General features: G+C 54.4%; 16 protein-coding genes. 15 read left to right on the top strand and 1 reads right to left on the bottom strand.

Going from position 1 to position 12593, the window contains the following annotated elements:
- Window position 1 precedes the first annotated feature (1 nt).
- The 13 genes from BCS37_RS08970 (at window position 2) to gndA (ending at window position 8628) form a co-directional block, all read left to right on the top strand.
- Window positions 2-646 carry an adenylate kinase gene (locus BCS37_RS08970; protein WP_069181119.1) on the top strand — a complete coding sequence of 215 codons (645 nt, stop codon included), beginning with the start codon at window positions 2-4 and terminating at the stop codon, window positions 644-646.
- A gap of 18 nt (window positions 647-664) precedes the next feature.
- Window positions 665-883, top strand: coding sequence for a translation initiation factor IF-1 (infA, locus tag BCS37_RS08965; protein ID WP_006307539.1), 219 nt, complete (start codon window positions 665-667; stop codon window positions 881-883).
- Window positions 884-977: 94 nt separating this feature from the next.
- Window positions 978-1091 (top strand): 50S ribosomal protein L36, encoded by a 114-nt coding sequence (rpmJ, locus tag BCS37_RS08960; protein WP_006307538.1) that lies wholly within the window; start codon window positions 978-980, stop codon window positions 1089-1091.
- Window positions 1092-1105: 14 nt separating this feature from the next.
- The gene (gene rpsM, locus BCS37_RS08955) at window positions 1106-1474 is read left to right on the top strand and encodes a 30S ribosomal protein S13 (RefSeq protein WP_006307537.1); all 369 of its coding nucleotides are present in this window, start codon (window positions 1106-1108) and stop codon (window positions 1472-1474) included.
- Window positions 1475-1489: 15 nt separating this feature from the next.
- Window positions 1490-1882 carry a 30S ribosomal protein S11 gene (rpsK, locus tag BCS37_RS08950; protein WP_006307536.1) on the top strand — a complete coding sequence of 131 codons (393 nt, stop codon included), beginning with the start codon at window positions 1490-1492 and terminating at the stop codon, window positions 1880-1882.
- Between the two features lie 20 nt (window positions 1883-1902).
- Window positions 1903-2496 carry a 30S ribosomal protein S4 gene (rpsD, locus tag BCS37_RS08945; RefSeq protein ID WP_006692902.1) on the top strand — a complete coding sequence of 198 codons (594 nt, stop codon included), beginning with the start codon at window positions 1903-1905 and terminating at the stop codon, window positions 2494-2496.
- A gap of 50 nt (window positions 2497-2546) precedes the next feature.
- Window positions 2547-3506 (top strand): DNA-directed RNA polymerase subunit alpha, encoded by a 960-nt coding sequence (locus BCS37_RS08940; RefSeq protein ID WP_069181118.1) that lies wholly within the window; start codon window positions 2547-2549, stop codon window positions 3504-3506.
- 19 nt (window positions 3507-3525) lie between these two features.
- The gene (rplQ, locus tag BCS37_RS08935) at window positions 3526-3858 is read left to right on the top strand and encodes a 50S ribosomal protein L17 (RefSeq protein WP_006694683.1); all 333 of its coding nucleotides are present in this window, start codon (window positions 3526-3528) and stop codon (window positions 3856-3858) included.
- A 184-nt stretch (window positions 3859-4042) separates the two neighbouring features.
- Window positions 4043-4480, top strand: coding sequence for a PTS sugar transporter subunit IIA (locus BCS37_RS08930; RefSeq protein WP_069181117.1), 438 nt, complete (start codon window positions 4043-4045; stop codon window positions 4478-4480).
- An 11-nt stretch (window positions 4481-4491) separates the two neighbouring features.
- A complete protein-coding gene (gene ulaG, locus BCS37_RS08925) occupies window positions 4492-5541 on the top strand; it encodes an L-ascorbate 6-phosphate lactonase (protein WP_069181116.1) in 1050 nt (349 codons plus the stop codon).
- A gap of 28 nt (window positions 5542-5569) precedes the next feature.
- The gene (locus tag BCS37_RS08920; RefSeq protein ID WP_069181115.1) at window positions 5570-5848 is read left to right on the top strand and encodes a PTS sugar transporter subunit IIB; all 279 of its coding nucleotides are present in this window, start codon (window positions 5570-5572) and stop codon (window positions 5846-5848) included.
- A gap of 43 nt (window positions 5849-5891) precedes the next feature.
- Window positions 5892-7184, top strand: a complete 1293-nt coding sequence (locus BCS37_RS08915; protein WP_069181114.1) for a PTS ascorbate transporter subunit IIC — start codon at window positions 5892-5894, stop codon at window positions 7182-7184.
- A 19-nt stretch (window positions 7185-7203) separates the two neighbouring features.
- Complete coding sequence (gene gndA / locus BCS37_RS08910; RefSeq protein ID WP_069181113.1) at window positions 7204-8628, top strand: NADP-dependent phosphogluconate dehydrogenase; 1425 nt, start codon at window positions 7204-7206, stop codon at window positions 8626-8628.
- A 63-nt stretch (window positions 8629-8691) separates the two neighbouring features.
- Here the strand turns inward: gndA and BCS37_RS08905 are convergent, their stop codons facing one another.
- Window positions 8692-10452 carry an Rqc2 family fibronectin-binding protein gene (locus BCS37_RS08905; protein WP_069181112.1) on the bottom strand — a complete coding sequence of 587 codons (1761 nt, stop codon included), beginning with the start codon at window positions 10450-10452 and terminating at the stop codon, window positions 8692-8694.
- A gap of 423 nt (window positions 10453-10875) precedes the next feature.
- Between BCS37_RS08905 and dapF the strand changes: the two genes are divergently transcribed.
- Together dapF and BCS37_RS08895 are read left to right on the top strand one after the other, a co-directional pair.
- Window positions 10876-11715, top strand: coding sequence for a diaminopimelate epimerase (gene dapF, locus BCS37_RS08900; RefSeq protein ID WP_069181111.1), 840 nt, complete (start codon window positions 10876-10878; stop codon window positions 11713-11715).
- Entirely contained in the window at window positions 11712-12593 is an 882-nt protein-coding gene (locus BCS37_RS08895; protein WP_069181110.1) for a YicC/YloC family endoribonuclease, read from the top strand. Before dapF ends, BCS37_RS08895 begins: the two co-directional genes overlap by 4 nt.

The raw sequence follows: 12593 nt of genomic DNA, 5'->3' as shown, positions 1-12593 counted from the left end.
AATGCACATCATTTTGATGGGCCCCCCGGGTGCCGGCAAGGGCACGCAGGCGGCAAACCTCGTAAAGCGTTACGGTATTCTGCATATCTCCACGGGCGATATGTTTCGTGAAGCCGTGAAGGAGGGCACTCCGCTCGGCAAAGAGGCGAAGTCCTATATGGACGCGGGCAAGCTCGTCCCCGACGAGGTGACAATCGGAATTGTGCGCGAGCGTCTCAGCAAGCCGGACTGCAAGAAGGGCTTTATCCTGGACGGTTTTCCGCGCACGGTCGAGCAGGCAGATGCACTCACCGAGATCCTTGCGGATAACGGCATCAAGCTGACAGGAGTATTGAACATCAGTGTTCCCGCCGCCGATCTGATCGAGCGTGCTGTCGGCCGCCGCATCTGCAAGAACTGCGGACATTCCTTCCACGTGAAGTTCAACCCGACGAAGGTTGAGGGTGTCTGCGATGACTGCGGCGGTACGACCTATCAGCGTGCCGATGACAGTGAAGAGACCATGAAGAGCCGTCTTTCCGTCTATGAATCCTCCACGCGTCCCCTCATCGACTACTACACGAAGGCGGGCGTCTACAAGGAGATCGACGGCAGACAGGACATCGCGAAGGTCGAGGCGGATCTCGCCGCCGTCCTTGAGGCGTAAAAGGAGCGAAAGGGAAGTATGTCAAAACAGGATGTCATCGAGGTAGAGGGAAGAGTCGTCGAGAAGCTTCCCAATGCGATGTTCCAGGTCGAACTTGAGAACGGACACGTCGTCCTGGCTCATGTTTCCGGAAAGATACGCATGAACTTCATCCGTATTCTGCCGGGCGACAAGGTAACCATCGAACTCACCCCGTACGATCTGACGCGTGGACGTATTACATATCGCTTCAAATAGTCCTGAAAATACTAGCCGAACCGCAAGTTTTGTGCTAGAATAGAAAAGATCGACTTGAACCTTGAATGTAAGGAGACGGAAGGAGGCAAGCGCAGTGAAGGTAAGACCGTCTGTCAAGAAAATCTGCGAGAAATGCAAGATCATTAAGCGCAAAGGCCGTGTCATGGTCATTTGCGAGAATCCGAAGCATAAACAAAGACAAGGATAAAAGGAGGTGCACTTATGGCACGTATTGCCGGTGTAGATTTGCCCCGTGACAAGAGAATTGAGATTTCCCTGACGTACATCTACGGGATTGGCCTGACGACCGCGAAGAAACTGCTCGCGATCGCGAACGTGAACCCCGATACCCGTACGCGCGACCTCACGGAGGATGAAGTCGTTCGACTTCGTGATGCCATCGACAAGAACGCCGTGGTGGAGGGCGACCTTCGCCGCGAAATTCAGATGAACATCAAGCGTCTCGTTGATATCGGCTGCTACCGTGGCCGCCGCCACCGTCTCGGCCTGCCTGTTCGCGGACAGAACACGAAGAACAACGCGCGCACGCGCAAGGGCCCGAAGAAGGCCGTTGCAGGCAAGAAAAAGTAAAGGAGGCTCGTAGAGGTGGCTGTTAAGAAAACAACACGTTCCAAGAAAAAAGTTCGCAAGAACATAGAGTCGGGCGTTGCACACATCAGCTCGACATTCAACAACACGATCGTCACGCTCACCGATAAGAGCGGCAATGCCCTCTCGTGGGCGAGCGCCGGCGGTCTCGGCTTCCGCGGCTCCCGCAAGAGCACGCCGTTCGCAGCACAGATGGCTGCGGAGACGGCGGCAAAGGCTGCGATGGAGCACGGTCTGAAGTCCGTCGAAGTCTATGTCAAGGGCCCGGGTGCAGGTCGTGAGGCGGCAATCCGCTCGCTGCAGGCAACCGGTCTTGAAGTCAACATGATCAAAGACGTGACCCCGATCCCGCACAACGGATGCCGTCCGCCGAAGCGTCGCCGCGTCTAACAGGAGGTGCATGAAACAACATGGCAATTGATAGAGTACCAGTTCTCAAGCGCTGCCGTGCCCTCGGTCTCGAGCCGGCTACACTCGGCCGCTCGCGCCAGTCGACGCGCCAGCTGCGCCGTACGAACCGCAAGGTGTCCGAGTACGGACTCCAGCTCAAGGAAAAGCAGAAGGCAAAGTTCATCTACGGTGTCCTCGAGCGTCAGTTCCGCGGCTACTATGATAAGGCGAAGAAGATGTCGGGCGTCACGGGTGAGAACCTGCTGAGCCTTCTCGAGCGTCGTCTCGACAACGTCGTCTTCCGCCTCGGGCTTGCCAACACGCGCCGTCAGGCACGTCAGCTCGTTCGCCACGGTCATTTCACCGTGAACGGCAAGCGCGTTGACATCCCCTCCGCACTCGTTCGTGAGGGCGACGTGATCGAGGTCGCCGAGAAGAGCCGCGCGAGCGCGTTCTTCAAGGAGCTCAAGGAGAGCAGCAACGCGCTTTCTGCTCCCGCATGGCTGACCGCCGATCAGGCAAATTTGACGGGTACGGTCACGCGTTTCCCCCATCGTGAGGAAATCGACGTACCGGTCAATGAACAGGCCATCGTCGAACTCTACTCCAAATAATGAATGTGAATGTGTCAACATTACGCGTTTATTATGGAGGAGGCACATAGATGACAGACATCGAGAAACCGAAAATCGAGATCGCAGAGATCAGCGAGGACGGACGCTACGGGCGTTTCGTCTGCGAGCCACTCGAACCGGGCTACGGCACGACGTTTGGCAACAGTCTGCGGCGTATGCTGCTCTCCTCACTGGATGGAGCGGCGGTTACCTCCATCCAAATCGACGGCGTGCTGCATGAATTCTCTACAATTCCCGGCGTACGGGATGATGTGACGAGCATCGTGCTTGCACTCAAGCAGCTCTGCATCCGTATGCAGGGCACGGAGCCGCATACCATCCGCATTGAGGCGGCTGGGGAGCGCGAGGTCACCGCAGCCGACATCGAATGCGGCAGCGACATCGAGATCCTGAACCCCGATCTTCATATCGCCACGCTGAACGCGACGGGCAAGCTCAAAATCGAGATGACCGTCGAGCGTGGGCGCGGCTATGTACCGGCGGACAAGAACAAGAAGTCGGATGACTCCATTGGGGTCATTCCCATTGACTCCATCTTCTCCCCCGTGCAGCGCGTCAACTACACGGTCGAGGACACGCGCGTCGGCAACGTCACCGACTACGACCGCCTCATCCTCGACGTGTGGACGAACGGATCCATTCGCCCGGAGGAAGCTGTGAGCAAGGCAGCAGCCATCCTCGTCATGCATCTGCGCCTGTTCCAGAACATGGACGGCACGGTCATCGAGGAGGAGGAGGAAGTTCCGAACTTCCCGCCCGAGGAGGTCGACGACAGCGCGAGGGTGCTGGAGATGACCATCGACGATCTGGATCTTTCTGTTCGTTCCTTCAACTGTCTCAAGCGCGCCGGCATCAACACCGTTGCCGATCTCGCACAAAAGACCGAGGACGATATGATGAAGGTACGCAATCTCGGACGCAAGTCTCTGGATGAAGTGAAGAAAAAACTTGAGGAGCTTGGACTCTCCTTGAGACAGGAAAACGAATAACGATAGGAGTGGGAAACACATGAGAAAGCTCGGACGCAATTCCGCGGCCCGCAAGGCTCTCCTCAGGAGCATCCTCACATCCTTCTTCAAGTACGGACGCATTGAGACGACCGAGGCAAAGGCAAAGGAGCTTCGCTCCCTCGCCGACGGCCTCATCACGCTCGCCAAGCGTGGCGACCTCAGTGCACGTCGTCAGGCTATCGCAGCTCTGGCGGAAGAGGATGTTGTGCGTAAGCTCTTCGGTGAAATCGCAGAGAAGTATACGGATCGCAAGAGCGGTTATACCCGCATCTTGAAGCTCGGTCCTCGTCGCGGCGATGCTGCCCCGATGGCAATCATCGAGCTTGTCTGACCCAACGAATAAAAAGACCGCCTGCGGGCGGTCTTTTTTTGTGTACTCAAATCATATGGAAGCAAAAAAATAAAAAAATGCTTGATATACAACAAATAAAGTGATATTATTTGAATGAAAACTATCATTGCAGTTGGTTTAAGCGGTTACTCTTGGGGCAATTATAATTGGAGGGGTGGAGCGTATGTTGAAGGATATGCTGCCGAAAGAAGCAATTCAGATTGATCTGGATGCGAAGAATTGGCAGGATGCCGTTCGTTTGACCGGGAGTAAATTGGTCGAATGCGGTATGGCGAAGGATTCATTCATTGAAGCAATGGTTGAGGCTGTCCATACACTTGGTCCCTACATTGTATTGATGCCGGGTGTTGCGATGCCCCACGCGCGTCCGGAGTCTGGAGCTCTTAAGACGGGGTTTAGTCTCGGTGTCCTGCGTAATCCTGTCGAGTTCGGCAACGAAGCGAATGATCCCGTTGATATTGTCATCTGTCTTTGTGCCGCATCGAATGAACATCACGTCGAAGCATTGCGAAGTTTGTCCGCATTCCTTGACGATGACGAAAAACTGGAACAGGTGCGTAAGGCAAAGTCACCGGATGAAATCTGGACATTGCTGAACTGAAGGAGGAGACTATGAATGTCAATGAAATTACCTTCGAGGATTGGCTGAAGGCGACCTTCCCCGAATGGGGAACATGGCTGAATGAGGAGATTGCAGAAGAGCAGCCGGAAAAAGACAGCTTCAGTATGTGGTGGCTCGGTTGTGTGGGTCTATGGATTAAGACCGACGTGGGAACGAATCTTACCATTGATCTATGGTGCGGCACCGGAAAACGTACACATTCGAAGAAATTCATGCCGGCTGCGCATCAGTTTACAAAGATGAGCGGATGCCGCGCTATTCAGCCCAATCTACGTGCCATTCCCGTTGTGATCAATCCGTTTGCGGTGGCGGAGATTGATGCGTTTCTCTGTACACATTTTCACAGTGATCATATTGATCCTTTTGTCACCGCTGCTGTCCTAAAGAATTGTCCGAGCGTATCCTTTATCGGGCCGCGTGCCTGCATTGATCTTTGGCGTTCATGGAACGTTCCCGAGGAGCGCCTTGTGCTGGTTCGACCGGGTGATACAATCACGGTAAAAGATGTGAAGATACAGGTGCTGGACTCCTTCGATCGTACGATTCAGCTGACGGAGTACCCTGTTCCGACTGATTTTACGCCGACGATGGCAGATAAATCGGTGAACTACCTGATTGAAACGAGCGGAGGATCGCTCTATCATGCCGGAGATTCCCATTACTCGAATGGATTTGCCCGTCATGGAAACACGTACAAGATCGATGTCGCAGTGGGTGCGTATGGGCAGAATCCGGTGGGTCTTACCGATAAGATGTCCACGTCGGATTTCCTGCGCATGGGCGAGGCCCTTCGCCCCGAGGTGCTTATCCCGCTCCACTATGAAACGTGGAGCAACTTTCAGACGGATCTTCGAGCACTGACCGCGCTCTATGAGATTCAGCATGAGCGGTTGGGCTGGTCGTTCCGTCCGTTCCTCTGGCAGGTAGGCGGTGCGTATCGTTACCCCATGGATCGAGAGAAACGAGCGTTTAATTATGAGCGCGGATTTCCGGATCTGTTTGCAGCAGAGACGGATTGGCCGTGTGAGAATTTTTTCTGAATCGGATTTTATGAAAGGTGTGCTTACCATGAAGATTTTATGTGTATGCGGTTTTGGCCTCGGGTCGAGCATGATCGCGAAAGTCAATGTGGAAGAAATTTGCTCGGATCAGGGTGTCGAGGCAGATGTCGATACCTGTGATCTCGGCAGCATTGCGGGGACCAATGCGGATCTCTACGTGACGACGCGTGAGCTTTTCGAGGATTTTCCAGATAAACTGCGTGAAAAAACGCTTTGCATTACCAATTTCGTAAAGAAAAAGGAAATCGCAGCGGAACTCATTCCATGGCTTGAGGAGCATCGGTGAGCAAGTCTGCATTGTGTAATGATCAGAAGGTGTGGTGTGATTCGTGGAAAACGTAATTAATTTTATCATCTTTCAGATCCTGGATCAGGGACCTGTATTTATCGGTCTTATCGCAGCAATTGGATTGATCCTTCAGAAGAAGAAGGCAAGCGTCGTTCTCGAAGGAACGATTAAGACCGTTGTCGGACTCTTGATTATCTCCCTCGGCGCGGGTATCCTCATGGGTACAATGGGGGGAATTATGGGAACGCTCAATGACACAATTCAGGTCAAGGGGGTTCTGCCGGTCAATGAAGCGGCATGGGCGGTTGCTATGAAGACCATGTCCAATACCATTACATTGACCTTCCTTGTAGGTTTTTTCATACATCTTGCTATGGTCTGGCTGATTCCATGGAAGATTTTCAAGAATGTTTATCTGACTGCACATATGATGTTGTTCCTTGCCTGCTTTGCCGACGTAACGCTCGAGCATATCTTTCATCTTTCGGGGACGACGCTCATCCTGACGGCAGGATTTATGTGCGCTCTCTATTGGACGCTGACGCCGGCAATTGCACGTAAACTTGGAAAGGATTTCTTGGAGGATGACCTGACGCTCGGATTTGCATCTCAGGTTGCTGCGTTTTTTGCGACGCGCATTGCAAAGGTCGTCGGTGATCCAAAGGACGATGCAGAGAATCTGGAGTTGCCGAAGTATCTTGCGATGTTCCGTGATACAACGATTTCGATGTCTGTACTTATGCCGATCATGTTCATTGGAATCGGTCTTGTGGTTGGAGGAGAGACTATTGAGGGCCTCAGCGGAGGACAGAACTGGTTTATCTATCTTGTGATTCAGGGCTTAACCTTTGCTGCAGGTATTGTTATCCTGCTCTCCGGGGTGCGCCTCTTTATCTCCAATATCGTTGCGGCGTTCAAGGGGATTTCCAACAAGCTCATTCCGGGGGCCGTACCTGCACTCGATGCGCCTGCGGTATTCCCCTACTCCCCGACGGGGGCTATGATCGGATTCATCGGCAGTCTCTTTGGTGCATTCTTTGCACTTGCGTTGATGATTGTCGGCAGCAGCCCTGTCATCGTTTTTCCGAGTATCATCATGATGTTCTTTGACGGCGGTGTGCTCGGTGTTTTCGGAAATAAATACGGCGGCTGGAAGGGCGCCTTTATGGCGGGGCTTGTTTGCAACTTCTTCGGACATCTCGGCTGTGCTTATATCTATCCGATGCTCGGTCCGATTTACGGCTCCGGTTTGATGTTCTCGAACACGGACTATTTTTTCATCTGGACGCCGGTTATGTTTGTCCTGAATCTGATTGCCGGCAACGGGTTCTGATCGCTGCTGCGGAGGATATATGATGGATGCAGCAATGGATTTTGGCATGATCGGCATGGCTGTCATGGGGAGCAACCTTGCACTCAACCTTGCCGATCATGGGATTCGGACCGCGTGTTACAACTATACGTCGGATTTGACGGAGGCTTTTGTAAAAGAGCATCCGCATGAGAATATACAGCCATATTATGAGCTGAGGGAATTCGTTCATGCGCTTAAGCGACCGCGGAAGATAATGATGATGATTATGGCGGGTGCACCGGTCGATGAGACGATCAAGGCACTGATTCCGCTCCTGGAGCCGGGTGATATCCTCATTGACGGGGGAAACACATATTTTTCCGATACCGTACGCCGCCATGATTTGCTGAAGAAGCATGGGATTCATTTCTTTGGCGTCGGTGTATCGGGCGGCGAGACGGGAGCGCGGCGAGGACCTTCGCTGATGGCGGGCGGCGACAAGGATGCCTACGCACATATTGCGCCGATGTTGGAGGCAATTTCTGCCAAGGCCGAAGATGGAGCTCCCTGTTGTGCCTATATGGGGGCGGATGGAGCCGGACACTATGTCAAGATGGTGCATAACGGCATTGAGTATGCGGATATGCAGCTGATTGCAGAGGCGTACTTGCTCCTGAAGCATGCCGGCGGATACAGCAATGCCCAGATGGCCGATATTTTTTCGGAATGGAATGACGGAGAACTGCGGAGTTTTCTCATCGGCATCACCGCAGATATTTTGCGTGAAAGAGATGATCTGAGCGACTCCGATTTGGTCGATCAGATCGAGGATCGTGCAGGACAGAAGGGGACGGGGCGATGGACGAGCATGGAGGCGCTTCGTGAGGGCGTCGATCTCTCGTTGATTACCGCAGCCTGTAATGCACGTGTCTTGTCGAATTGCACAGCAGAACGCAAGGCACTGAACGGAGCGCTCCCCGTGGAGCAAATACCGTACGACAGTTCGGAGTGCTTTATCGAGATGGTGCGGCGCAGTCTCTATATAGGGAAGCTGATCGCTTACACGCAGGGGTTTTCCCTCTATCGGGCAGCCGCAGATGCATACGGATGGGATTTTGATTATGCTGGGATTGCCGGAATTTTCCGCGCCGGCTGTATTATACAGGCAGATCTTCTTATCCATATTATGGATGCCTATCGAAAGGACCCGAGGCTGCCGCTGATTCTGCTCGATGACTTCTTCCTCGCAAAGATGAGGGAATATGTCGCAGATCTTCACGCTGTTGCGGTGAAGGCAGTTGAACACAGTGTTTCTGCGCCGGCATTGCTCAGTGCAGTGAGCTATGTTGCTATGCTGCGTGCGCCGCAGGTCGGTGCGAATCTCATTCAGGCGCAGCGAGATTATTTTGGAGCGCATACGTACCAGAGGAATGACCGTCCGGGTACATTTCATCATCACTGGCCGCATGATGTTGTTGTATAGAAAAAATAATAGTCTTGATCGTGCAGAATCCCCCGCAGATGTAAATCTGCGGGGGATTTTACGTTATGTGCTTGTTGTCGGATCTTGGGTAAGAATATGTGCAAGTTCCTCCTCGTCCTCGGTGACGAACAGAGTTTTTTCATTCACGAAGCGGACGAAGCCAGGGACGGAACCCGAGGGCTTCTTGACGAAGCGGACGGCGGTGTAGTCGACGGGTACGTTCGAGGAGCCGCGTGCCTTGCTGAAATGTGCGGCGATTTGTGCGGCAAGGTGGAGGGAGGATTCATTCGGCTCCTCTCCATTTGTGCGAAGAATGACGTGCGAGCCGGGGATATCGCGGACGTGCAGCCAGATGTCCGTGGGGGCGGCGGTCTTAAAGGTGAGAGTATCATTCTGTGCGTTATTCTTGCCCACCAAGATCGATGAGCCGTCGGGTGCGGTGAAGGAGAACGGACGCGCACGGCGATCCTTGCTGCGCTTCGGCAGTTTTTCGTGGAGGTAGCCCGAGGTAATCAGCTCGTCCTGTATCTCTGCGATCTCGGCGAGACGCGTGGAGGAGTCGAGTGATGCTTCGATGCTCTCGAGATGGCGGATGTTCGCCATGCAGTGCTCCTGTTGGACGGCAAGCAGCTGTTGGGCACGCTTCAGCTTGTCGTATTTCTTGTAGTATGCCTGCATGTTCGCGATAATGCCGATGCGGCGGTCAAGCGGAATTGTAATCGTTTCGCCCGTCTCACTGTAGATGTTCGGGACGGTGATTTCATCGTCGGCGTGGTCACTGTACTGATACTGATAGGTCATCAAGTTATCGGCATAGATTTTCTGTTCCTCGGCATTCTCAGCTGCTGCGATCTCCTCGCCGAGCTTGTCATATTTCTCACATGCACGCGAAAGCTCGGTGCGTACGAGACGGCGAAAGCGTTCACGGTCGGGGATGACGTAGCTGCCGAGGCGCTTGTCTGCGTCGATCATCAGTGCACTGAGTGAGGGATAGGAGAGGCGTGTCGTCTCGGGGAGCTCACTAAGGGGGAATGCCGCCATCGCCGTGACTTTGCCGTTTGTGTCAAGGCGCAGAGACGGTGCAGGGCGCTCCATCCATGTGCGAAGTTCTGTGAGTGCGCGGGAGATTTCTTTGAAGTCTGCTGAATCCAGCGCAGAAATAGGGATATTCGGTGCAAGTCCCGCAAGGAATGCGACTTCCTTGGCCGAGATGGGACCGAAACCAAGAATTGCGTTGATAAGTGCCTGAAAGAATTTTGCGTCGCTGTCCGACTGTATGCGTGTGATGATGTCCGTGATGTCTGCCGTAAAGAGATCATATTTGTCCTGCACGGGCGGGAGAGTATATGGGATGCCCTTGAAGACGGTGCGCACGCGGCTTGTATTCTCGCCGATGCGGCGCAGTGCCTCGGTGATGATGCCGTCCTCGTGGAGGATGATGTTGCTGTATTTGCCGATGAGTTCGAGGGTGAGGGTGCGCGTTGTGATGCGCCCGCCGCCCGCAATGACGTCGATGTCGAGATGGATGATGCGGTCGCGTCCCTCCTGCCGCACGGCGGCGATGCGTCCCGTTTCGAGCTGTTTGCGCAGGAGCATGACGAAGGTTGGCGGCTCGGCGGGATTCTCGGGTGCATTTTCGATGAGATGTGCAGATGGGTTGGCTGCGTTGGTGTTGATATAGAGAAGCAGATTTTTCCCCGGCTGGCGTACGGAGAGGACGATGGACTGCTTATTCGGCTGGTTGATTTTATCGATGCGCCCGCCCATGAGTGCGTCTGCGAGTTCTCTCACGAGGGCGGACATAGAGAAGCCGTCAAGGCTCATAGTATTACCTCTTTATATTCTAAACGTCATACGGATGCCACGCGAACGCCTCGTTGCGCAAGTGATCTCGCTCTTGTGCGCTTAAATACCGTCGGAGTTCTTAAACGCGCTTCGCTTGAACGAAAGAACTCCGACGGGGCGCACCGTGAGCGGTCAACGTCAACCAATCACACATCGCTTGCGCTTGTGTTCTTGGGACGTTTTCCCATACGACCTGTTTCTCAATCAGCTTCGTCCTACGGACTTGCTTCTTGGACAGGTCAGCAGCTTTACTCACTTGCTTCACTAGGGTTCGCTTTGGCATTCCGTATTCTTTTATACTCTACAGAAAATTATACACGTCAATCATACAATAGGCAAGCGTTGCGCCTTGCACATGGGGACGTTTCATAGTACAATACGTGCAGCAAGGCGGTGTAATAGATGGAGTTTACAAAGTGGCAAGGCTGCGGCAACGATTTCGTGGTCGTGGACTTCCTGGATAAAGAGCCGATTGACTTTGCGGCGCTCGCGGTCAAGATGTGCGACCGTCATTTTGGCATCGGCGCGGATGGGCTGATGGTTGCCTGTCCGTCGGAGACGGCGGACGTGCGGATGCGCGAGTTCAATCCGGACGGGTCGGAGCCGGAGATGTGCGGGAACGGCATTCGCTGTTTTGCACGGTATCTCTATGACTACGGGCGTGTAGCAAAGGAACAGTTCACGATTGAGACGCTGGCGGGGACGATGGTGCCGCGCATCATTACGCAGAACGGCGCAGTGACGGCGGTCGAGGTGAATATGGGTGTGCCTGTTCTTGATGGAGATAAAATCCCCGTGGCGGGGTTCGGCGCGGAGCGTGTTGTTGCGCAGCCGCTCACAGTGGACAGTACGGAGTACAAGATGACTTGTGTCTCGATGGGCAATCCACATGCGGTCATTTTTGTGGATGATGCAGAGCATTTTCCGCTCGCAGAACTGGGCGCACAGTTCGAGAACCATCCCGCATTTCCGCGCAAGATCAATACGGAGTTCGTTCATGTGCGTGACCGCAGCCACGCGCGTATGCGTGTCTGGGAACGCGGCGCGGGCATCACGCTCGCATGTGGGACAGGAACGTGCGCGACGCTGACGGCGGGCGTGCTGAACGATGTGCTTGACCGTGCGGCGGACATTGAGGTCGACGGCGGCGTAATTCATGTGGAGTGGCGTGCGGACGGGCACATCTTCATGACGGGTCCCGCAGAGCCTGTCTTCACGGGCATATGGCAGGGCTCGCTATGAGTGCGCAGCGCAGGAGCATGACGGGCTACGGCGCGGGCACGGCAGAGACAGCAGACTATCGTGTGACGGTTGAGATCAAGGCGGTCAATCAGCGCTTCTTGGAGATTGCACCACATATGCCTCGTGCATTTGGTGCGTGGGAGAACGATCTGCGCGAGGCAATCCGCAAGCACGCTGCGCGCGGCAAGCTCGATGTTTATGTAAACTTCGAGGATCGCAGCGAAAAGCAGTACGAGGTTCACGTCAACGAAGGACTGGCGCGTGCATACTATGCGGCACTTGGAAAGGTCGCCCGCGCGGTGGATGCGCCGCTTACGGGCGGGGTTCAGATGGCAGCGGCGTACGAGGGCGTGATCTCCGTGAGCGAGCAGACGGATATCATGGGTGCACGCACGGTCTTTCTGAATGCGGTCGCGCAGGCACTCACGGCACTCGATGCGATGCGTCTTGCCGAGGGTGCACACATCGCGCGTGACTTCGAGAAACGCCTCACACGACTCGAGGAGCAGCGCATACAGGTGAAGGAGATCGCACCGCAGATCGTTGCGGACTATCGTGCTCATCTCGCGGAGGTGCTCGCGGAGTTCAAGGAAGTCACGCCCGACGAGACGCGTATCGTCCAGGAGGCAGCACTGTATGCCGATCGCGTGAACATCACGGAGGAGCTGGTGCGCCTTGCGAGTCATTTCGCACAGTTCCGTGCGATCCTCGCGGAGGAGGAGCCGGTCGGACGGCGGCTTGACTTCCTCCTGCAGGAGATCAACCGCGAGACGAACACGATCGGCTCTAAGGCAAACAACGCCGCTGCACAGCAGATTGTCGTCGCGATGAAGAACGAGATCGAGAAACTGCGCGAGCAGGTACAGAATTTGGAGTGA

It is taken from the genome of Selenomonas sp. oral taxon 920 (assembly GCF_001717585.1).
Classification (GTDB): Bacteria; Bacillota; Negativicutes; order Selenomonadales; family Selenomonadaceae; genus Centipeda.
Note: the sequence above shows the minus strand (reverse complement) of the source record. Positions and strands in the feature narration are given on the sequence as shown.